This is a genomic window from Tolypothrix sp. FACHB-123 (genome assembly GCF_014697075.1).
GTDB lineage: Bacteria > Cyanobacteriota > Cyanobacteriia > Cyanobacteriales > Nostocaceae > Aulosira.
On the sequence record NZ_JACJRE010000022.1, the window covers coordinates 1 to 20973 of the forward strand.

At 41.3% G+C, this 20973-nt stretch carries 21 protein-coding genes; 12 read left to right on the forward strand and 9 right to left on the reverse strand.

Features of this window, described 5'->3' with window-relative positions; all coding sequences use genetic code 11:
• Nucleotides 1-86: 86 nt before the first annotated feature.
• From H6G41_RS15965 to H6G41_RS15975, 3 genes are all read left to right on the forward strand, one after another.
• Nucleotides 87-629: a GMC family oxidoreductase gene (locus H6G41_RS15965; protein WP_190747170.1), complete on the forward strand. Its 543-nt coding sequence runs from the start codon at nt 87-89 to the stop codon at nt 627-629.
• Nucleotides 630-845: 216 nt separating this feature from the next.
• Nucleotides 846-1592 (forward strand): sterol desaturase family protein, encoded by a 747-nt coding sequence (locus H6G41_RS15970; protein ID WP_190747171.1) that lies wholly within the window; start codon nt 846-848, stop codon nt 1590-1592.
• A gap of 49 nt (nt 1593-1641) precedes the next feature.
• The gene (locus tag H6G41_RS15975; RefSeq protein WP_190747172.1) at nt 1642-2265 is read left to right on the forward strand and encodes an acyl transferase; all 624 of its coding nucleotides are present in this window, start codon (nt 1642-1644) and stop codon (nt 2263-2265) included.
• 57 nt (nt 2266-2322) lie between these two features.
• Here the strand turns inward: H6G41_RS15975 and H6G41_RS15980 are convergent, their stop codons facing one another.
• Nucleotides 2323-2775, reverse strand: a complete 453-nt coding sequence (locus tag H6G41_RS15980; RefSeq protein WP_199316190.1) for a GNAT family N-acetyltransferase — start codon at nt 2773-2775, stop codon at nt 2323-2325.
• Between the two features lie 5 nt (nt 2776-2780).
• On the reverse strand, nt 2781-3149 hold the full coding sequence (locus H6G41_RS15985) for a DUF4440 domain-containing protein (protein WP_190747173.1): 369 nt from the start codon (nt 3147-3149) through the stop codon (nt 2781-2783).
• Nucleotides 3150-3312: 163 nt separating this feature from the next.
• On the opposite strand from H6G41_RS15985, the gene H6G41_RS15990 reads away from it, so the two are divergent.
• The 4 genes from H6G41_RS15990 to H6G41_RS16005 all read left to right on the forward strand — a co-directional run bounded on the left by H6G41_RS15990 (nt 3313) and on the right by H6G41_RS16005 (nt 6776).
• Nucleotides 3313-4731, forward strand: coding sequence for an NAD(P)/FAD-dependent oxidoreductase (locus H6G41_RS15990; protein WP_190747174.1), 1419 nt, complete (start codon nt 3313-3315; stop codon nt 4729-4731).
• 142 nt (nt 4732-4873) lie between these two features.
• Complete coding sequence (locus H6G41_RS15995) at nt 4874-5443, forward strand: 5-formyltetrahydrofolate cyclo-ligase (RefSeq protein ID WP_190747175.1); 570 nt, start codon at nt 4874-4876, stop codon at nt 5441-5443.
• Nucleotides 5444-5501: 58 nt separating this feature from the next.
• Entirely contained in the window at nt 5502-5807 is a 306-nt protein-coding gene (locus tag H6G41_RS16000) for a hypothetical protein (RefSeq protein ID WP_190747176.1), read from the forward strand.
• Between the two features lie 126 nt (nt 5808-5933).
• Entirely contained in the window at nt 5934-6776 is an 843-nt protein-coding gene (locus H6G41_RS16005; RefSeq protein WP_190747177.1) for a carbohydrate ABC transporter permease, read from the forward strand.
• Between the two features lie 117 nt (nt 6777-6893).
• On the opposite strand, the gene H6G41_RS16010 is transcribed toward H6G41_RS16005, so the two are convergent.
• From H6G41_RS16010 to H6G41_RS16020, 3 genes are all read right to left on the reverse strand, one after another.
• A complete protein-coding gene (locus tag H6G41_RS16010) occupies nt 6894-7601 on the reverse strand; it encodes a sugar transferase (protein WP_190747178.1) in 708 nt (235 codons plus the stop codon).
• A gap of 759 nt (nt 7602-8360) precedes the next feature.
• On the reverse strand, nt 8361-12101 hold the full coding sequence (locus tag H6G41_RS16015; protein WP_190747179.1) for a hypothetical protein: 3741 nt from the start codon (nt 12099-12101) through the stop codon (nt 8361-8363).
• A 372-nt stretch (nt 12102-12473) separates the two neighbouring features.
• Nucleotides 12474-12707 carry a hypothetical protein gene (locus H6G41_RS16020; protein WP_190747180.1) on the reverse strand — a complete coding sequence of 78 codons (234 nt, stop codon included), beginning with the start codon at nt 12705-12707 and terminating at the stop codon, nt 12474-12476.
• Nucleotides 12708-13004: 297 nt separating this feature from the next.
• Between H6G41_RS16020 and H6G41_RS16025 the strand changes: the two genes are divergently transcribed.
• From H6G41_RS16025 to cobT, 3 genes are all read left to right on the forward strand, one after another.
• On the forward strand, nt 13005-13706 hold the full coding sequence (locus H6G41_RS16025; RefSeq protein WP_190747181.1) for a Crp/Fnr family transcriptional regulator: 702 nt from the start codon (nt 13005-13007) through the stop codon (nt 13704-13706).
• A 165-nt stretch (nt 13707-13871) separates the two neighbouring features.
• The gene (locus H6G41_RS16030) at nt 13872-14633 is read left to right on the forward strand and encodes a DUF2232 domain-containing protein (RefSeq protein ID WP_190747182.1); all 762 of its coding nucleotides are present in this window, start codon (nt 13872-13874) and stop codon (nt 14631-14633) included.
• A 61-nt stretch (nt 14634-14694) separates the two neighbouring features.
• Nucleotides 14695-15828, forward strand: a complete 1134-nt coding sequence (gene cobT / locus H6G41_RS16035) for a nicotinate mononucleotide-dependent phosphoribosyltransferase CobT (RefSeq protein WP_190747183.1) — start codon at nt 14695-14697, stop codon at nt 15826-15828.
• 35 nt (nt 15829-15863) lie between these two features.
• Here the strand turns inward: cobT and H6G41_RS16040 are convergent, their stop codons facing one another.
• Nucleotides 15864-16241: a hypothetical protein gene (locus tag H6G41_RS16040; RefSeq protein WP_190747184.1), complete on the reverse strand. Its 378-nt coding sequence runs from the start codon at nt 16239-16241 to the stop codon at nt 15864-15866.
• 694 nt (nt 16242-16935) lie between these two features.
• Between H6G41_RS16040 and H6G41_RS16045 the strand changes: the two genes are divergently transcribed.
• Nucleotides 16936-18087 (forward strand): extracellular solute-binding protein, encoded by a 1152-nt coding sequence (locus H6G41_RS16045; RefSeq protein ID WP_190747185.1) that lies wholly within the window; start codon nt 16936-16938, stop codon nt 18085-18087.
• Between the two features lie 214 nt (nt 18088-18301).
• Here H6G41_RS16045 and H6G41_RS16050 read toward each other — a convergent pair whose 3' ends face one another.
• The 3 genes from H6G41_RS16050 to H6G41_RS16060 are packed head-to-tail and all read right to left on the reverse strand — an operon-like array spanning nt 18302 to nt 20525.
• Complete coding sequence (locus tag H6G41_RS16050; protein ID WP_190747186.1) at nt 18302-18985, reverse strand: YdcF family protein; 684 nt, start codon at nt 18983-18985, stop codon at nt 18302-18304.
• Nucleotides 18985-19641, reverse strand: a complete 657-nt coding sequence (locus tag H6G41_RS16055; protein WP_190747187.1) for a DUF2301 domain-containing membrane protein — start codon at nt 19639-19641, stop codon at nt 18985-18987. Before H6G41_RS16055 ends, H6G41_RS16050 begins: the two co-directional genes overlap by 1 nt.
• A gap of 41 nt (nt 19642-19682) precedes the next feature.
• Nucleotides 19683-20525 carry an S-adenosyl-l-methionine hydroxide adenosyltransferase family protein gene (locus tag H6G41_RS16060; RefSeq protein ID WP_190747188.1) on the reverse strand — a complete coding sequence of 281 codons (843 nt, stop codon included), beginning with the start codon at nt 20523-20525 and terminating at the stop codon, nt 19683-19685.
• A gap of 118 nt (nt 20526-20643) precedes the next feature.
• Between H6G41_RS16060 and H6G41_RS16065 the strand changes: the two genes are divergently transcribed.
• Nucleotides 20644-20799: a hypothetical protein gene (locus tag H6G41_RS16065; protein WP_190747189.1), complete on the forward strand. Its 156-nt coding sequence runs from the start codon at nt 20644-20646 to the stop codon at nt 20797-20799.
• Nucleotides 20800-20973: the final 174 nt, after the last annotated feature.

Here is a 20973-nt window from a genome sequence, read left to right on the forward strand (position 1 = left end):
TACATCAACTTTTAAATGAAGGAGAGTTAATTATTAAATGGGGGCGAAAACTCAAAAATAAAGGCGACGCTGTTATCACAATTTAAATGCACAACAGCTTACCTCCAGCCTATATGCGCGAAGTCCCAGGTTTCACAATTGGAGCCTGTCTCATGCGTCCCGAAAGTCGAGGCTATGTGAGTCTGCGTTCCGCTTCACCGAATGACTCACCCGTCATTCAGATGAACTATCTGCAAAGTCAATCAGATCTGCAAAAGTTTGTTGCGGGAATTAAAATTATCCGTGAGTTATTCCACTCCAAAGCATTTGATAACATCCGAGATGAAGAAATCGCGCCTGGTGCTAATGCATCTAGCGATGAAGCGCTGAAAGCTTATGTTAGGGAAGCCTGCGATACAACACATCATCCAGTGGGTACCTGTAAAATGGGAACTGATTCCTTAGCCGTTGTAGATCCGCAATTGCGAGTACATGGTGTTGAAGGTTTGCGGGTTGTAGATGCCTCAATTATGCCAACAATTACCACCGGCAACACAAATGCACCGACAATTATGATTGGCGAAAAAGCTGCCGATTTAATTAAATCTGCAAATAATGTGAGAGAAGAATTATTAATTCGTAATTCGTAATTAATATTCTCTGATTTTCCGAGCGATTTTCCCAAATAACATAACAAAGTAGGGTGGGCATTGCCCAACGTATTAATACAGCGTATTTCAATGTACGCGCTTTCGGGCATGGCAGTGCCATGCCCCTACGGTATTTGGCTTTGATTAAAGATTAAATTCTTTATAATAAAATTGTACAGTAAGTATAAATAAGAAGTAGAAATTATTTAATAAAATATGCAAAACCTGGCACAAATTATAATTTTTATTGCTTTTATGGGATTAGTTGGCTGGACAATTAGCAATCCATTGGAGAGAAAGCAACTACAATTAAAAAGCCGAGAAGATTGGCTCATAGATGGGATAGGATTAACGATTCAAGGCATGTTAATTCCCTTACTACAAGCTACATTAGTCTATTGGCTTTACCATTATTTATTACCCAATCAAAAAGGAATTATCCAATTATCATCAATTGTTAGTTTCATTATCAGTTTTATCTTAGTAGATTATTTATATTATTGGAACCATCGTTTATTGCATAGCAAATTTTTCTGGTCAGTGCATCAAGTGCATCATACAGTAACGCAGATGGATGTATTAGGAACTTCACGTAATACAGCTTGGGCAAGTTTTATCATCATTTATTTATGGATACATCCTTTATTTTTATATTTATTAGCAAACCCAACAGCTTATTTACTAGGAGTTAGCTTAACTTCTGCCCTAGATTTATGGCGACATAGCCGCTTAATGATTTCTCCAAATAACTGGCTATATAAATTTGTCTCTTCTTGGTTAATCCTCCCCCAGGATCATGCTTGGCATCATTGCAGTGAAATTTATAATTGCAACTATGGCGCAAATTTCAAATTTTGGGATAAATTACATGGTACTTATTATGAAAATCAAGAGTTACCATCTACAATCGGAATTTCCACTTCATTAACTTTGACTCAAAAACTTTTATTCCCTTTTTCATGAAGAATAGACAGAACGTGGAGAATAACAACTGACAACTGACAACTAACAAATGACCTTTTTAAGCACAATTCTGTTATTTTTTCCTACTTTTATATTAATTATTATTGGTGCTGCAATCGTTTACCTTGCCTATTCACCTAACATTTTTAGTATTTTGGCACTGTTGTTTGCAATTTACGGATTGCCATTGCTAGTTTACCGCTTACATCAATGGGCTTACCCTGTAAAAGAAGGTATTAGTTATCTACGTGGTAAAGAATATAGTCCTTGGTGGGGTAGTCATCAAATTCAGGTGATTTACATTACAATTCCGGTTTTTGAAGCGATATTACGGCTAATTCCGGGAGTATTTTCCTGTTGGTTGCGGTTGTGGGGTGCAAAAGTAGGGCGAGATGTTTACTGGACACCAGGATTAGAGATTGCCGATCGCGGTTTAATTGAAATAGGCGATCGCGTGGTTATGGGGCATCGTATCGCGATCTCTTCCCATGTCATTAAGCCCCGCAAGCAAAACTTAATGTTGTATGTCAAAAAAGTCAAAATTGGTAATGATGTCTTTTTAGGAGCCGGATGTATTCTCGCTCCTGGTGTAGTGATTAGCGATGGTACATTTCTGACGATGGCGACAAACCTGTCTCCTAACAAGCAGGTGGGATTTCATGTTGATGGTTGACTGTTAACCGTCAACCGTCAACCGTCAACCGTCATCAGTCAACAATGTCGGATGTCTTTAATTTTTAATTTTCTTCATTGGTGTCGCCCATACTCCATTTTTGAAAAAGCGATCGCCACTTTGAATAAACCCTAATTTTTGGTAAAAGCCTACAGCTAAATCAGATGAGTTGACAGTGATTTTATCCAGACCATTGCTACATCGAGTGAAAAGTTCTCTCCCGATTCCTTTCCCAGCAAAATCTCTGCGGACGAAGAACAACGACAGATGATTTCCTCTACGAAATGCAATAAAACCAACAACTATCTGATTTTCTATTGCAATGAGTGTTCTCTCACCACTCAGGATTCTGTCTGTTAATTCTGCTGGAGCGCAAATTTTTTTCCATTCAGCAAGACCTTCTGGTGTCCCATCTGTGAGTTCCCATAATTCCGCAGAAGCGCACATGCAAGCACTAATTTGCGCCTCATCTCCAATCTCTGGCGCTCTATAGGTAATTGTGTCGATCATTTTTTTCAAGGCTGAAATGGTGTACCTTGATGAAAGCGAAGTACCCAAGCGCTATGATTGCGCGACCAAATAGAGCTTCTGCGTGCATACTCGACAACTCCATCATAAGTCACAGCGCTATTGTAGGTGACTTGGGCAGTGTTTTCATCCAGTAAGCGAGCCTGAAATTCCGGTAGGGGAAAGACAGCATCTATTTTTTGACGCGCTACAGCAAGTGTATGTTCTCTGGGATAAATGCGGCCAGAGCGTCCAAACTCAAAGAAATCCTGAGCAATCAGTTCGTTCATCCGTTCCATATCAAAGCGAGTCTCTTCACGCCATAACTCTTCCTCTAGACGTTCGAGGGTTTCTTGGTCTTCTCTACTGATTTTCATTGAATTTCACGTCATCAATACATTGAAATCAAAAAATTTCTGTAACACATGGCTACTTTTATATTTTCTTAAAATGTTCTCAATAAACGGCAATCTTGATTCTCATATTGTTAGATGTTTGTAAAGAAAAGTTACAACTCCCTTAACACTAGGAAATATTCTTATGGTCGTTTCATTTCAAAAGAAAGCACCACATAAGGTTGTAATCATTGGTGGAGGATTTGGTGGACTCTATACAGCCAAGACTCTGGCTCATGCGAATGTAGAAATTACTCTCATCGATAAACGTAACTTTCACCTATTTCAACCGCTTTTATATCAAGTTGCTACAGGTACTTTATCACCTGCGGATATTTCCTCGCCATTACGAGCTGTATTCAGCAAAAGCAAAAATACCCGTGTAATGTTGGGAGAAGTAACTGATATCGATCCCCAAGCACAAACAGTGATTTTGGATGGTCATGTCGTACCTTACGATACCTTAGTTGTCGCCACTGGTGCTAATCACTCCTACTTTGGTAAAGATGACTGGAAAGATTTAGCTCCTGGTTTGAAAACTGTTGAAGATGCGATTGAAATGCGTCGCCGGATCTTCTCCGCATTTGAAGCCGCAGAAAAGGAAAGCGATCCCGAAAAACGCCGCGCTTTATTGACTTTCGTGATTGTTGGTGGTGGCCCCACAGGTGTAGAATTAGCAGGTGCGATCGCCGAATTAGCATACAAAACCCTCACAGAAGACTTCCGCAACATCAACACTTCTGAAGCGAAAATTCTCCTCTTACAAGGTGGCGATCGCATCCTCCCACACATTGCGCCAGATTTATCGAAAGTCGCAGCCAAATCTTTACGCAAGTTGGGTGTGGAAATCCAACTTAACACCAGAGTCACCAATATTGAAAATGATATTGTTACTTTCAAAAAAGACAATGAATTAACTTCTATTACCTCAAAAACTATATTGTGGGCTGCTGGTGTTCAAGGTTCACCAATGGGGAGAGTCCTCACAGAACGTACAGGTGTAGAATGCGATCGCACCGGACGGGTGATTGTTGAACCAGACTTGACTATCAAGGGTTATAAAAACATTTTCGTTGTCGGAGATTTAGGTAACTTCTCCCATGAAGATGGTAAACCCTTACCTGGTGTTGCACCTGTAGCCAAACAACAAGGTGAATATGTAGCTCAACTTATTCAACTACGGCTTCAAGGCTATACTATGCCACCATTCCATTACAACCACGTTGGTAGTTTGGCGATGATTGGGCAAAATTTAGCCGTTGTTGATTTAGGCCCGCTCAAACTCACAGGTTTCCTGGCTTGGGTATTTTGGCTAATCATTCACATCTACTTCTTAATTGAGTTTGACACTAAATTACTAGTAGTATTTCAGTGGGCGTGGAATTACATCACTCGAAATCGTCGCTCTAGATTAATTACCGGTCGGGAAAATTTTGTGACTGTCCAAAGTGCTAACACTAACCTTGTTGACAATAACACTGCTAACAATGAGGCGGTGAATAATGAGGGGGTGAATAATGAGCCTGTTAACAATAACGGTCATAAATTCTTGAGTAAAGTGTAGATACACTGGCAGTAAGGGTGTGAAGATATACCCTTGATGGCGCAAAACCATACAGCAGATTTCGACTTAAAGTAGAGATAATTCTAGGGGTACAAGATATTGTGCCCCTATTGATGCATGTATTTACTGTAAATCTCTAAAAATGATTGTAGATGATTCGCAATTAGCTAAAACCAAACTCCGGCGTACTCTGCTGAAACAACGCCAATTAATGTCGGTGAACGAATGGAGAGAAAAAAGCGATCGCATTTGTCACCAACTGCAAAATTCTGCTTTGTTTACTCAAGCTAAAACCATACTCGCTTATTTTAGTTTTCGCCAAGAACCAGATTTAAGTCCGCTATTTACAGACAACAAATACCGTTGGGGATTTCCCCGTTGTGTGGGTCAATCTATGTCTTGGCATTTGTGGAATCCTGAAGATAGTTTAGCAATCGGCAGTTATGGTATTAGCGAACCCCATCCCCACGCCCCAGTTATCAAGCCGGAGGAGGTTGATTTAATTTTAGTTCCTAGCGTGGCTTGCGATCGCCAAGGATATCGTTTAGGTTATGGCGGCGGTTATTATGATCGCTTATTAAGTTCTCCAGAATGGGCGACAAAACCAACTATCGGAATTATCTTTGATTTTGCTTATTTACCCCAATTACCCGTTGCACATTGGGATAAACCTTTAAATTTCGTCGCTACAGAGAATCAGATAAGGGTATAGGGCAACAAGAGGCAGGGGAGCAGGGAGCAAGGGGGTAGACTGGGACAGAAGCTTGGTTATGAAAGCGAACACCTTCGTTATGAAAGTGAACCCCTTGGTTATGAAAGTGAACCCCTTGGTTATGAAAGCGAACCCCTTGGTTATGAAGGTGAACACCTTCGTTATGAAAGTGAACCCCTTCGTTATGAAAGTGAACCCCTTGGTTATGAAGGTGAACACCTTCGTTATGAAGGTGAACCCCTTCGTTATGAAGGTGAACCCCTTGGTTATGAAAGTGAACCCCTTGGTTATGAAAGTGAACCCCTTCGTTATGAACGCGATCGCATTTTGCGTAATTGCCGAAAAAATCTACTATACAACGTAAATATACTTAAAACTTTTCCCAATGACCAATGACAGCCTTTGCCAGTTATATTTAATTACGCCAACCTATTTAGATCTTTTAAAGCTATTTTTGCGCTCTGTCAGATAAACAACATTCACCAAACAGATGATTAATTGGCAACGTTACCAATCACGGCTGCAAATATTAGGAATGTATGGATTGTTGGGAGCGATCGCCATCCTAACGCTATTTCCCTTACTCTGGTTAATTAGCACTGCCTTAAAATCCCCTACAGAAAATATATTGCAGTCGCCACCGCAATTATTACCCAGTCAACCCACATTAGATAATTTCTTTAATGTGTGGCAGTCCCTACCTTTTGCCCAATACTTGTATAACAGCACTATGGTAGCCTTGCTGACTGTAGCTTTAAATTTGCTATTTTGCGCCTTAGCTGCTTATCCCTTAGCTAGACTCTCATTTCCGGGGCGAGACTGGATTTTTACTGCCATTGTCGCCACGATTATGATTCCGTTTCAAATCGTGATGATTCCCCTGTATATTTTGACAGTGCAAATCGGCTTGAGAAACAGTTATTTAGGAATGATTTTTCCCAGTTTAGCTTCGGCTTTTGGGATTTTTCTGCTGCGACAAGCCTTTATGAGCGTTCCCAAAGAAATAGAAGAAGCTGCCCGTATGGATGGCAGCTCCGAGTTAGGTTTGTGGTGGTTTATTATGTTGCCAGCTATTCGTCCGGCTTTGGTAACCCTGGCTATCTTCGTCTTTATCGGTTCATGGAGTGACTTTCTTTGGCCGTTGATTGTCATTCAAGACGAAAGTTTGTATACCCTTCCCCTAGGAGTCGCCAAGCTTGCAGGTACGTTTTCTCTAGATTGGCGTTTGGTAGCTGCGGGTTCGGTAATTTCTATAGCCCCTGTCTTGGTTCTGTTTCTCTTCTTGCAACGCTATATCGTACCTACAGAAACTGGGAGTGGGGTGAAAGGTTAAACAACTCAAAATTCAATATTATAAATTCCCGGATCAAATAGGATGTCTGAATTCATAATGTTGAACTTTATCTCATCTCGAGATAGGCACACCCTAACTGACAAGAGTGGCAACAATTCAATAAGCACCGCTTTTCAACAATACTACCTGGATCGTCTTAAAAATTAGACCCAGGTCGTAAACTATAGACCACTTACGCTGATAATCGATATCCATACTGACGATCGTTTCAAAATTGATAATACTGGAACGACCGTTAGCTTGCCATTCTCCAGTCATACCTGGCTTGACACGCAATCTTTCCCAGTGATGCGGTTCGTATTTGATTACCTCATCAGGAGTTGGTGGACGAGTACCTACTAGGCTCATATCTCCTTTTAAGACATTCCAAAATTGAGGTAATTCGTCTAGACTGGTACGACGCAGAAATTTACCCACACGAGTAATGCGGGGATCGTCTACGGATTTAAAAATGTGACCTTGAGCTTCGTTTTTTACCAAATGCTTGAGCTTGTCAGCGTTGACAACCATTGAGCGGAATTTCCACATGCGGAAGGGTTTTCCGTTCAAACCACAACGCACTTGGCTATAAAATATTGGCCCAGGGTTATCAATCAAAGTAGCTATTGCTACGGGAACTGCAACTAAAGCCGTAATCGCGAGTCCAACAATTGCACCGAGAATATCGATCAATCGTTTTCTTCTGCTGCTGATAGAAGGGTGTAAAGGTTGTGGAGATAAATTTACAGAATCAATTTGACTCAATAAAGTTAAATTATCCACAATACAATCTTTAACATCAGTAGTGAAAGTAGATAGGGACATAATTAGCCTTCGGTTTTTACTGGACTTAGCCGTTACTACTGTAATTTTCCGTTTCCACCGAGAGTTGTACTGAGTGCTAATATAGACAATTTTTTTCAATATCAACGGCAACTTTACACAATCTTTGGAATTTAATGAGTATTATAAAGTTTCAGTATTTTTTCCGGAGGATGTAGCAAGCCAGTGATATGTAAAAATGCGTAGTAGTTAGCGATGCGAATTGCATAGGATTGCTATGTATCTATGCTAAATCCAGATTTGCCAGGATATAACGCAATACAGTTCAGTTAGCGCCAAAAACCTTAAGTTGCGTAGGTTGGGTTGAGGAACGAAACCCAACATTTCCAGGAGTTTGTTGGGTTTACACACGGTAAGCCCAACCTACAATTATCCTTAACTGAACCGTATTGGGATATAACGATGCGATTCTAGAACGAATATTTTTACCACATGGGGTTGACAGGATTATTAGGGGCGGGGGGTCACCCATTGGTGTCAACTTAACGCGAAACCAGCTTTGTAGCAAGGTTTTTCCCCTCACCCCCAACCCCTCTCCCACCGGGAGAGGGGAGCAAGAGATTTAATTCCCCTTCTCCTGGGGGAGAAGGGGTGAGGGGATGAGGGCGAGGGTTTTTGTACAACACTCGCCGTATATAGCTTTTAGCTTAAGTTGACACAGGTGGGGGTCACCCCGCCCCTACGAGTTGCGTGCTTGGTAAATTAATAATGGGGATGTTTTTTAATTTAGAAATCCCCAAACTAATGAGCAACTTCTAAGGAAAAATTGAGGGTATATGGTTCTTCCAAAGATTGACGAGTACTAGCTTTAATTGCATCTAAATAGCGACGTAAAGCTAGAAGTTGCTGAGAATTAGGGCGATAGGTGAGATTACCTTGTTTTTCAAATAGAGGAGCAGATGCGATCGCATGATAATCTGGGTTCTCTTGGGAACTTTGGGTAAGCCAGTTAATATCTACGCCATTAGGAATTAAACCCGCAGGTAATTCCCCTTCTAAGAAAGCTAACAGGCGTTGCTGACAAGTGCGAGTGTTAACTCCTCTACCCTCAAATAACTGGATAACTTCATTAAAAGATAGGGCACGTTCTGGTAATAGCCGCAGTAATTCTGTAAACAGGAAATAATCGGTGTATTGTTGTCTGGCTAGTTCTAAAACCTGGGGATGTAAAGGTAACATCGCTAAACCATAGGCAACTCGGCTACAATTGGGAGCGCCATTTTCACCCAAATATGCATCTTGCATAATCTTGGCGTTGGGTAGTTTTTGTTTTAGCCAACGGTTAATTGTACCAATGGAAGCAACCCCACCAGTTAAGATAGCTTGATTAATCGCTTCTGTGGGGATACCACGAGCAACCAACAATTTGTTCAGTTCCCGATTTAGGCGGCGCACAAAGGGAACTAAGATTTGGCTTTCTAAATCTCGCCGTTGCAATACCCAACGCTGGTCAGCTAAATCTAAGGTGAAAGATTCTTGATGTTGTAAAATCAACTTCAAAGCTAATGCTGCATCGAGTACCGCTTGTCCTAACAGCGAACTTTCTAAACGCTGCTGGAGACGAACGCGAGCGCTAATATCTGGTTCTCCCACACGGGGAAGTTCTAATTCTTCCAAACCCAAACTTTGCCAATGCATGTAGTCTAAACCGGGAATATTCGAGCGCCACAATCCTGGCTGAGAGCTAATTTGCTCCCCAACAATTTCTGAACGCGATTGGCGAGATTTTGGTGGTACTAATAATTGACAAATAATATCTTGCTCAATACTCTTGCCACCATAGGCAAAGCTATGGAGCATGAAATCATTATGAGTTAGTTCTTGGAAGTTTTCTGCTAAATCTACTAATGCCATTTCGGTGGCGGTTGCGCCAATATTCAGCGCTAGGGTATTACCTAGCAAAGGCTGCTCGTTAATTTGAATCGGGCGCAAACCTTGATTACTGCTTAATTGTACCGTTTCACCGTTGCTAGCATTGAGTAAGCTTAAAAGACTAGCGATCGCTTCTTCGACAAAAAAGACTTGCTGGGGATGTTGGACTAATTTACTTGTCAGCAATGCTTCCCGCACATTAAAGCGATATTGTTCTGACCAACTAGCTGGACAAGTGCAGATTGCCCCGGCAAGATTATTGATAATATTGCGAAAACTTTGCTCGTCTAAACCAACAGCCGCAGCGGCTAAACCTTGAGTAGTACTTTGGCGATCGGATTTTAATGTTAATAGTAGTTTAGAGAGCGATCGCACTACCCAAACTAACGGCCCCGCAGAAAATTCGTTAAATTGCAGTACGGGTTCCCATTTTTGTCTAGCACTTTTGTAGGGAATAGCTAGTTGTAAATATGGTTTCAACTGCGCCGAGTAGGAAGTCTTAATTAAGTCAGATGCTGGTGCATTTTCCCCCTCACCTTGGTTGACAGAAGCAGTGGGAAGATAAACTTCTGCTGGTAACCTAAATGATTGTTGAAAAGCAGATGCTCCGGCTTGGTTTTCTGCTAACCAATAGATCGGATAAACGACAAAAGTTGAACTATTTAACAGTGCCGCAGAAATTCCCGTCGTTCCTAAATCAATTCCTAAATACCAGCGCGATTCCTGATTATTTGTTAATGAGACTTCTGGCTGATTTCCACTGTGTGCTACAGACAAAGAAGGGCTTGCTGCATCGGCTGTTGTCTCTTGCTTTTTTTTTTCAATTATCGGGCTAAAGTGTAATTCCGGCTCTGTTTGCGGCGCAGCACCCGCCGCCATTTGTGGTAATTCATTGTTAGTAGTAGACTCTTTTTGTAACTGTTCTTGATGGTTTTGATTGTTGCTATTCACCCAACTAGTAATTAGCTTGGATGGAGAATTTAGTAACCCATCAAATTGAGCTAAATCTTCATCCAATAATTGCAACTGCTCCTCATCCAAGGTAATCTCTGGCATGGTAGGAGTTACTTCTGGCTCTAGCAAATTTTCCTGTGCTGAAGCCGGAATATAATTATCGAAGGATTGATTTTGCTCTTCATCGAGAATTACTACTTCTGGTTTGGCGGTTTTAGGCGTGAATGTTGTAGTTTTAATAACTTCGTTAACAGATTCTAAGGCTGGAAGGATTTCTGTATCTCCATCCCCTAGTAGCTCTGTCAGGGCTGTAATCGTATAAATACCAGATTGATTGGCTTGAGCTTCTGGGACAGTAACTACTTCTGGTGGCGAGCTAGTTGTCTCTGTGGCTTCGTCAAAAAATAAATCTTGCCATTCTGGTGATGGCTCGGTTTGCTGTATGGGTGGCTCTGGAATTGGCAAAGTGGCGGCTGTTTCTAACACAGTATCCGCCGCTGGAGTATCGGTAACGCTTAAATCTAATAGATCTGCTCCAGAAGTATCTTCTTCGGCGGTGACTGCATCCGCTACTACTGGTGGCGGCGAAACTGCTCTAAGTGAGTTAGGAATATTTTCCCTACTAAACAAGCTCGCATACAGTTGATCTACTTCATCCGCTGGGGAACTATCTACCAGGAATGTATTCGGAATTGCCGCCTGAGTTTGTGGGGTAGGTGGGGTTGCATCTGCAATCAGTTGCGACAGCACCGTATCTAAATCTTCTGTGGTAGGATCTGGTGCTTCTGGCTGTGGCTGGATTGGGGTTTGATGATCAACTGAATCGCTGCTGGTTTGGCTAATTGATAAAGCTGGGCGATCGCCGGGAAATTGTTGTATATACTGGGTCAAGTTATTGACAAAGCCGACCATTACCTGTTCGCCTTGTAATCCTTGATTGTGCATTCTCGCCAAGGCTTGCGATAGGGATTCGTGGTAAGTAAGAATATTCCGCTGTAGTGCTTCAAAGACTACATTCACAGTCCCATCTAAGGAGAGTAAGCGTTGATCTAAGTCCTTGGCTAGCTTAGATAGGCGCTCTCCTTGGGGTGATGTTTCGGATATACCACCTGGATTTACTGTTACAGGTGAATTGGTTACACCTTGAGTTAACTGGGCAGTTAAACTAGGCAGCAAGCGATTGCCTAAAACTTGTAAAAATTCGTTAATTATCTGCTCTTGATTTGCCAACTGTTGGCTGAGGGAATGGCTCTGTAGTCTTCTTTGCTCTAGCTGACGAATTTCTTGTACTAGCGCCGCTCGCTCTTGTAATAAGCCAGCTAATTCGGCTTTGATTGGCTGAATTAAAGCCGAGATAGCTGTAGTAATTTGTTCTTGCTCTGCTTGCTGGTTTTCACTTACAGACTGATGATTGTGTTCAACAAACTTTGCTAACAAAGGCGATAGAGTTTTTTGTTCAGCGGGTTTGTTTGGCTCATCCGCCGCTAAAGTTGTAGTTTCTGCCAATCTCCCCAGAAAGTCGCGAGTCCGCTCTAGAACCTCTCTTGGCTCTTGAGACTGTCCAGACAACAACTTAGACAGACGCTTACCATTACTGGCAAGTAAATTGTCAATATCTGCGATCAATTTTTGAATTTCATCTGTGTGAGAAGTCACTTTAGATACCTTATGTAGAAATTTACGTTAAATTGGCGAGGAAATTAATTTACAATAATTAAAGTTACAAGGGCTGGCTTTTACCCGTCGAGTTGTTGGGTGCAATTGTGTTGATGCGATCGCTTTTGGCAATCTTGGCGATTGTTAATTCAGTAACTATTTACGAAAATCGGCTTGGTAGCTACTGAAAGTCAGAGAGGACAACAGATGTTTGGTAGCGTCAGCAGCACAACAGTCTACTGGGTGCTGTCCTTGCTCACCAAACAAGTAATGTTATAGCTTCTCAGATTTCATAGCATAAAAAAACAAAAAAAATACCACAGTTATTAAACTACTTTTGGTAAAAAAACAATTTGTGTACCTAACCAGCAACTAGTAATCAGGGGTGTTGACGGTTGACGGTTGACGGTTGACGGTTGACGGTTGACGGTTGATGGTTGACGGTGGTAGGGGCGGGTTTACAAATATCTTCGCTTTTATAATCCGAATCTCGGTGAACCCGCCCCTACAGACTGTTGACGGCGATGCACTGAAGCTCTGCCGTTCGCGTAGCGTCCCGTAGGGAAGTGTTGCCCGTTGCCCTTTAAATCTTCTGCCTTGAGCCAAAAACAGCTAAAAGTTTTAGGTTAGCAAAAATTAACTCCCTTGAGTATCATTAATGATGGTTACCTGTGTTTTGAAGTCATCGGGCTTTCTTTAGAGTTAGCTCCCAAACCAAGACTTCAAAAACCACAATCTGCTTGATGCATAATTGTTTCTAGGTTTATATCGCTTTCTTGTGTATCATAGTTTAGTTTTATTTTGTTACAGGACTGTGTTTTGATAGCTGAGGCTGAATATAGCGATCGCGTTTGTTGTATACCCAACAGCTTTATTTAATAAGTATGTAATCAAGATGTTGTAATGGAAGACCGATATAGCGTGCAAACGCCTGTAAATCCCTGGATGATCGCGTCGGCCCCCTTTTTTCAAGGGTTGCCCGAACTGGTTGTAGAATCAGCTCTCACCCATCTTGTGACTCGTACTCACCCAGCCAATCAGGTAATTCTACTGGAAAATGACTGGGGTGGTTCTGTATATTTTATTGTGGATGGATGGGTCAAAATTCGCACCTATAACCTAGAAGGCAAAGAAGTGACGTTGAATATTCTGGGTAAGGGGGAATTGTTTGGTGAAATGGCGGCGTTAGATGAAGTACCTCGCTCTACCGATGTAATTACTCTAACACCCACAATAATTGGCAGTATGCCGTCACAGGACTTTGTCAAGTTACTGCAAACAGAACCCCTAGCTGGAATGCGATTAGCGCAATTAATGGCGCGACGCTTACGCCAAGTCAATCGTCGGCTGCGCTTGCGGGAATCTGACAGCCAGTCACGAGTGGCAGATACTTTGCTATTTTTGGCAGAAGGACAAGGTAAAAAGGCACAAACAGGCACGGAAATACCTAATTTACCACATCGAGAACTAAGTAGTTTAAGTGGGCTGGCGCGGGAAACAGTTACAAGAGTGTTGACTAGGTTAGAAAAGAAAGGCTTAATTAAACGGGATCAGGATATTATTTGTATTCCCGATATCTCAGCTTTGGAACGAATGATCGTTTAAAAACTTGTCAATTGAAGCTTAAACGCGTCTAAATTGAACATTTTTCGTGAAAGCTGTCACTTGTCATTAGTCATTAGTCATTTGCGGAAAGGACACAATGAACAATGACAAGTGGCAAAGCGACAAGCTGATGAGTCAATATACAGTTTAAATGCGTCATAGCTTATGAGTATCTTAGATTCTCTGCCAGAGGAACCTGAGCAAAGCCCATCTTCAACATCGCCAATTAGTCAAAATTCAGAGTTAGACAAACAAGGTAGTCATGTGAAGTTTGGCAATGAAGACAAACTGCGATCGCCCAAACTCAAGGTTGATGCACCTCTGAGAATGGTGGAAACGGCTTTTTTAGCGAGTACTGCTAGTTTAATTTGGTTTGTTAATTTTTACTTTCCCTTAGGGCCAGTTTTACGGATATTTTTTCCCATCCCGATTGCGCTGGTTTATCTCCGTTGGGGGCGAAGAGCTGCGAGTATGGCAGCAGTCACATCTGGGTTACTGCTGGCGGTATTAATGGGGCCAGTGCGGAGTTTGTTATTTGTTATGCCCTTTGGCGTGATGGGCGTGCTATTAGGAACCACATGGAACCGTCGTGCCCCCTGGATAGTGTCGATTACCTTGGGTATGCTACTAGGTACTTTAGGAGCCTTTTTCCGCGTCTGGTTACTATCTTTGTTGTCTGGTGAGGATTTGTGGGTTTATGCGATCAACCAAGTCACAGAGTTAGCGGAGTGGTTATTCCTCAAGCTGGGGTTATTAAGCAATCCCAGTATTTTTTGGATTCAAGTCGGCGCGATCGCTCTGATTATGTTAAATAATTTTATTTATTTATTTATCGTCCACCTAGCAGCATGGCTACTCTTAGATCGTCTAGGAAATCCCATCCCCCGTCCGCCACGTTGGGTACAAGTTTTAATGGATTATGAATAATAGTCATTTGTCATTGGCAAAAAAGACAACTGACCACTGACGACTGACTACTGACCAACCTATGATTAATATTTATACCCAAATTCCTCAGGGTGAAGCCTGGATTAATAAGTACCGCGATCGCTTGCCTATATTTGCTTGTATTTTAGGTTTTACGGAAACTGGCTTAATTCCGGGGATTTCGGCGGCGGGAAAGACTCCAGAAGACCGCAAGTTAACTGCTTGTGCTGATGCTGAATTTTTATCCTACGGAGCAGAACATCAAGCCAAGTATCCTTTACCACCTTTAACTGCGGGTGCTTCACCTGTATTGATTTCCCGCGCTGTGGTTGAAGCGTTACCAACTCCAGTTTATTTATTGAATGCTGGCTTACCCCAAACCCCAGCAGTACCGACAATTGATTTGGGAGGCGTTCCCGCTAGATGTTTAAGTCTGGGTAAGGCGATGGAACTTTCCACAGTCCAGCACCTACTAGAGCAAGGCCTACATTGGGGTGCGGTGCTGGCTGCAAATCTTCCACAGAGTTATTTAATTTTAGGTGAATGTGTAGTCGGCGGTACGACTACCGCCTTGGCAATTTTACAGGGTTTGGGCATAGCTGCTGAGGGGAAAGTTAACAGTAGTCATCCAGTGTGTAACCACATACAAAAATCGGCTTTGGTACAAGCCGGTTTAGCCAGGATGCAAGAAAACTCAAATTCCCTCGATCCTTTAGAATTAGTCGCCGCTGTAGGCGATCCGATGCAGGTGGTAGTTGCAGGAATGGCGATCGCTGCTAGTCGTCGCTGTGGTGTGTTGCTGGCTGGTGGGACGCAAATGTTGGCAGTTTATGCCTTGATGAATGCGATCGCCCAAACCTACAATTTACCTTGGCAAACAGCAGAGGTGGTTGTGGGTACCACCCGCTGGGTAGCCGAAGATCCTACAGGCGGTACAGTGGAATTAGCTCTGAATTTAGCTAAAACAAGCATGATTAGGGGTGGAGAGGTTCCACCCCTATTAGCAACTCAACTGAGTTTTGCTGATTCTCGTTATCCCCAACTCCAAGCTTACGAGCAGGGTTTTGTGAAAGAAGGCATGGGCGCTGGAGGAGCTGCGATCGCTGCTAGTCTGAGTCTAGGTTGGCAGCAACCACAACTTTTGGAAGCCATTGAACAACAACTTGAGCGTTTGAGCAGATTCAATCACCAATAGCGGATGCTAAAACTCAGAAATTTCCTATAAATAAATTAGTGAATTCTCTCCCGCAGTAATTGTTCTTCTAAGGCTGCAATGCGATTATACGCTGCTGTTAATTGAGCTGTTAGTCGTTGTATTTGAATTTCTGGTGAAATGGTTCTTTCTCCACCTTGACGATTCATATCTGGATAAATCCCGTCTGACAACACATCTTTGTGTTCCATGTCAGGATTGAAATTGAGATTAGCTTTGAATTGATGGTAATGTAAGGCTTCGCTATTTTCTGAATAACTTTCTCTTGCCTGGGTTCTAGCTAAAGAGCACTCTGACAAAGTTTGAGAAACTTTATTGTCCAGTTCCTCAATTACTTGGCAGAGGGCATCCAGTTTATAGCTCAGAGTCATGATCTGCTTTTGTAATGGCTCCATTTAATACCCTAATCCGCATATTTTCTCTATGTTATTCAATTTACTGGCAACCTTAAAAATACTTATGAATTATTTAATTTTTCCCATCCATTGTAGGAATGTGACATTAATTTCATTACTTATAAACATAACTCAATATTTATGATGTTAAACTTTACCAATTATTTTAAGAAATATTAAGCTCAACGTTGTTACTTTCCAATAACCAGAATAAAGCTGCTAAATCTTTCAATTTTTTCGGTATTTTTCCGTTAATCTAGACAAATCACAGCGGATTCAGTCATCTGTTTTAGAGGATAAACATGAGTTTGTTAAAAAGAATTTTGTGTCACTTATCCCTTTTCCTGCTTGGCTCTACTAGTTATTACGGAAGGATGACAATTTAATCAGAAACCAAAGAAATAATTAAGAATTAAGTAATTTAGGTAACCTAGAAAAATTGGCCAGACAAAAACCCGAAAAAGTATTGTTACAGGTCAAAATGATTTAATTACCGACTCAAAATACTAAATTAAAATAACAAATCAAAAAATACAATTAGTTTCAGTATTTATGCTAGTGTTATTTTACTGTTGATTGTGGCATGTTAAGTCCCATCATTTTTTCCCATCACCAAAACTGGGATGCACTTGGCTAAATCCGGTACTTCCAGGCGGAAGAAAGTTATAATATGAAATTTTATATTTAAACATCAATGGATCGACGTTCCTTTTTATTAGCCACAGGTACATTAGCACTTTCACAACTGCTGATTGGCTGTAATGGAAGCAGCCAGACTCAACTGAAAGTACAGCTATTAAAAGGTTCTATACCTGCTCAGGTAGTTAATAAATTTCAGAAAGCTTTGAAGTCACAAGAGCAATTAAAATTTGCACCTGTAGAACAGATACAAGATTTATTTAAACAATTACAAAATTGGCAACAACAGCCCAAATCGAAAGATGAGCAAGGATGGAGTCGTTATATCCCTTGGATACAAGCACAAAAAACCCCAGTAGCTGATTTGGTGTCATTGGGTGATTTTTGGCTAAAAGCTGCAATTGAGCAAAAGTTGATCCAACCGTTGAATGAAGCAGAGATTAAACAATGGTCAGCTTTAGACGAGCGGTGGAAGAATTTGGTAAAACGCAACGATAATGGTAATCCCGATCCTCAAGGAAAAGTGTGGGGTGTTCCTTACCGTTGGGGTAGTACAGCGATTGTTTATAACAGTAAAAAATTCCAAGGATTAGGATGGACGCCAACAGATTGGAGTGATTTGTGGCGCAGTGAATTGCGATCGCGGATTTCTCTACTCAATCACCCTAGAGAAGTCATTGGTCTGGTGTTAAAAAAGTTAGGTAATTCCTACAATACAGAAAATATCGACCAAGTACCAGATTTAGAAACAGAACTACGCGCTTTAAATCAACAAGTCAAGTTCTACAACTCTAACACCTACCTTGAACCCTTAATTATTGAGGATACTTGGCTAGCTGTTGGCTGGTCTGAGGATATTATCCCCGTCCTATCGCGTTATCCCCACCTCAAAGCAGTGATTCCCAAATCAGGAACAGCCATATGGGCTGATTTGTGGGTACGTCCTCAAGGCGCACAAAAAGATAGCTTAGCTAATCAATGGATGGATTTTTGTTTGCAAAGTGCGATCGCCAAGGATATTTCTGTACTCAGCAAAACTAATTCGCCAATTGCTCCCAATATTGTTGCTTCAGAAATTCCTGCGCAATTAAGGAATCTGTTAGTAAATAACCAAGAAGTTTTAGCTAAAAGTGAATTTTTACTGCCCTTACCTCCAGAAGCAACAAAGCAGTATGAATCCTTATTTATGGCAATTAAAATTGAGTAGATAAAAATTTATCAATTCATTTCGTATGTTAGGACTGAAATCCTGACTACGATCTGAAAATAATATGCAAGTTGCCTAAGGGAACTCCAAAAAATAAATTATTCCGTTCAAGTCGTTGACGGTTGACAGTTGACTGTTAACTGTGAACTGTCAACCGTCAACAGTGAACAATAGTAATGGAATATTTTTTTACTTGGAAGTCCCTAAGTACTGTTCAATTAAATAATAAGGCATAAATATAAGCGATCGCTTCATAAATTACTGTGCGCACCCCTTCGCTATAACGCCACCATTGCTGAGGCTCGTAATTTCTGGTTTTAGTAGCGATCGCACCGACTTGAATTTCCGGAGCCAGTAATCTTTTAAAAACTAACCAACTCCTGCGAGTATGGGCATCTAAGGATACCAGATTAATTGATGCTGGCTGTAGATTTGCTTGGGATAGCCAACGCTTAAATTCCGCTACAGATGCATAGCTACGATCCTTAGTTACCATAGGTGTAGGTACAGCTATCACTTTATCTGGTGGTAAACCTAATTTTTGCAAAGTGGCTGCTGATACATCTGCAAAACTATGATATTCAGTTAAATAATTTCCTACTTCTAAGGGACTTCCTGTAGTAATTATTTGCCGATAATTACCATTTTGAAATTCAGTGACAGCTTCTTGCAATGCGTAGTCTGGTAGCCATCCTTCCACAACCATAAATTCTGCTGATTTCAGAGGAGAAGTAACGGCTAGAAATGGATGTATATGAGTAATTATGAAAATTACCCAACTAGCGATGAGAGCGATCGCAATTATCCATCCCTGAGCCGTTAATGTCCAGATTTCTTGGCGTTTGATTAAGGTAATTTTGGGAAGTTTCAGCCACCGACGATTTCTTCTCTTCTGCATTAAACCTTTGCTGAACGCTGTTGTTTCAAATAAGCAAAGACAGATTTATCTCCAATATCCGCAGGAATTGCTTGCACCGTTTTACGCAAGGCAAATATTAAAAATAAAATTGCCCAAGCTCCTAATATAACTTGTTCCGCCTGAGCAGGTAAAATTCCGACTAAATGACCGAGTAATAATAGAGGTACGATAAAAGTTAAGAATTTGGTTTCTAGGCGATTAAAGCAAAAAGCTTCTTTGAAATAAATACCTGTGAGCGCAACAAAGGTAAAGCCAATTCCGAATAAGGTAAGCGGATGATTGTAAACGGTAACAGCTAAAGGTTCCTGACTCCATAGTGCCAATCCGATTGCAGCAATGGTGCCAATTGCCCAAAAAACCTGTAACAATCTGTGCAGTATCACCATATATATATGAATGGTGAATAAACTCACGCCGAGAGCCAGAGTAAAACAGGCGTATAGCAGAGTGAGGATGTGATAATTTATTGGCTGATTGTTGAATAATACTAAAGCACTACCAATTGCCAAACTAACTGCTGCTCCCGTTAATCCCGCACGGTAGATGATAACACCGATGCGATCGCTCTGAGTAATTGTAAATTCCCCAAACTGACCTTGATAAACTGCTGGTGTGGATAATGTTTGTGTAGTCATAATTAATCAATTTGGATTGAGCATCTGTAGTAGTCACTAGTCTAATAATTAATAATTTCTAGACTATCTTGCAAGTTTAACTGTAATTGTAAATGTGCATTTCCGTTATTTATAGCAATTTCTACCCAGCCATTACTTTCCACTAAAGCGATCGCTTCTCCTCTCTTCACATGACTGTAAGTTTCCGCACCAGGGATAGTCAAACCACCCACTTGTACGCACCAGTTTTTACCTTGTACGTAACTTCCAGGAATGTTACTTACTAAGTTACCAAAATGGTCAATATATTGAATACAACCGAGGACACCACTTGGAGTTTGCTGACACTCACTGATATTTAGCTGTACCAAAGTTGCGGGATCGATAGCTGTTCCTAATTCTTGAATTGGTACACCACTAGCTAGATTAGCTCCCACTGGTGCAAAGATATCTCTCCCGTGAAATGTGTTACTTGGTTGGGGAGTCCGCCAATAGTTACAATTTGTTAACTCAACGGCGGCGATCGCTATATTTTGACTGAGTATGCCACTAAATAGCCCATTATCTGGCCCTACTAAAAATCCTCCAGCAAATTGTAGCGCGATCGCTCTGCGACTACTGCCCACACCGGGATCTACCACCGCTATATGTACTGTCCCTGTAGGAAAATAAGGATAAGCATTCATTAAACAAAACCTAGCAGCAACAATATTTTGCGGCGGAATCTGGTGGGTTAAATCGATGACTTTGAGGTTGGGGTTGATTTGCGCGATCGCACCTTTCATCACTCCTACATAAATATCGCGATCGCCAAAATCGCTCAATAACGTCACAATACCGGGTTGTGGTAACTTTTGCTCCTGGGGTGAGGATGCATTACAGATACTTGCTGGCTCTATAGTCATAGTAGAAGTATATCTATACACATGCAAAAAAGTAATTATTTCTGTAACAAAGGCTACGGAATTTATGCTATATTAGGAAAACAAAATAAAAAAGTGAAAACTTAACCAGGTAATCCTTATGAATACAAATAGATTACAAGCTGCTAACAGAGCTAAAGAAGCGCACAAACAAAACATTCAACGCAACATTGAGCGCCGTTTGCAAGTAGCTAGATCCCAAGGTGACGAAAAGCTAATCCGTCAATTAGAAGCGGAAATGCGTTATTTTGGCTAAATAAAGCTTTTATTCTGCGTAGTTTTGTTGTGTGTCAGCCCGCTCAGGCGGGTTTTTGTTTGGGAATTGTCAGTTGTCAGTTGTCAGTAGGGGCGGGTTTATGGGAGATCGTTATGAATATTTGAGGATATCTGTGAACCCGCCCGTACAGTTGTTAGTTGTCAGTTGAGTTCA

Bases quoted from the DNA above. Each gene is read 5' to 3' on its own strand.
- H6G41_RS16040 (WP_190747184.1), bottom strand. From the start codon at position 16,241: ATGGAGCCATTACAAAAGCAGATCATGACTCTGAGCTATAAACTGGAT.
- H6G41_RS16005 (WP_190747177.1), top strand. From the start codon at position 5,934: ATGATTAATTGGCAACGTTACCAATCACGGCTGCAAATATTAGGAATG.
- H6G41_RS16000 (WP_190747176.1), top strand. From the start codon at position 5,502: ATGAAAGCGAACACCTTCGTTATGAAAGTGAACCCCTTGGTTATGAAA.
- H6G41_RS15965 (WP_190747170.1), top strand. From the start codon at position 87: ATGCACAACAGCTTACCTCCAGCCTATATGCGCGAAGTCCCAGGTTTC.
- H6G41_RS16065 (WP_190747189.1), top strand. From the start codon at position 20,644: ATGAATACAAATAGATTACAAGCTGCTAACAGAGCTAAAGAAGCGCAC.
- H6G41_RS15995 (WP_190747175.1), top strand. From the start codon at position 4,874: ATGATTGTAGATGATTCGCAATTAGCTAAAACCAAACTCCGGCGTACT.
- H6G41_RS15985 (WP_190747173.1), bottom strand. From the start codon at position 3,149: ATGAAAATCAGTAGAGAAGACCAAGAAACCCTCGAACGTCTAGAGGAA.
- H6G41_RS16055 (WP_190747187.1), bottom strand. From the start codon at position 19,641: ATGACTACACAAACATTATCCACACCAGCAGTTTATCAAGGTCAGTTT.
- H6G41_RS16030 (WP_190747182.1), top strand. From the start codon at position 13,872: ATGAGTATCTTAGATTCTCTGCCAGAGGAACCTGAGCAAAGCCCATCT.
- H6G41_RS16025 (WP_190747181.1), top strand. From the start codon at position 13,005: ATGGAAGACCGATATAGCGTGCAAACGCCTGTAAATCCCTGGATGATC.
- H6G41_RS16060 (WP_190747188.1), bottom strand. From the start codon at position 20,525: ATGACTATAGAGCCAGCAAGTATCTGTAATGCATCCTCACCCCAGGAG.
- H6G41_RS15980 (WP_199316190.1), bottom strand. From the start codon at position 2,775: ATGATCGACACAATTACCTATAGAGCGCCAGAGATTGGAGATGAGGCG.
- H6G41_RS16050 (WP_190747186.1), bottom strand. From the start codon at position 18,985: ATGCAGAAGAGAAGAAATCGTCGGTGGCTGAAACTTCCCAAAATTACC.
- H6G41_RS15990 (WP_190747174.1), top strand. From the start codon at position 3,313: ATGGTCGTTTCATTTCAAAAGAAAGCACCACATAAGGTTGTAATCATT.
- cobT (WP_190747183.1), top strand. From the start codon at position 14,695: ATGATTAATATTTATACCCAAATTCCTCAGGGTGAAGCCTGGATTAAT.
- H6G41_RS16010 (WP_190747178.1), bottom strand. From the start codon at position 7,601: ATGTCCCTATCTACTTTCACTACTGATGTTAAAGATTGTATTGTGGAT.
- H6G41_RS15975 (WP_190747172.1), top strand. From the start codon at position 1,642: ATGACCTTTTTAAGCACAATTCTGTTATTTTTTCCTACTTTTATATTA.
- H6G41_RS16045 (WP_190747185.1), top strand. From the start codon at position 16,936: ATGGATCGACGTTCCTTTTTATTAGCCACAGGTACATTAGCACTTTCA.
- H6G41_RS15970 (WP_190747171.1), top strand. From the start codon at position 846: ATGCAAAACCTGGCACAAATTATAATTTTTATTGCTTTTATGGGATTA.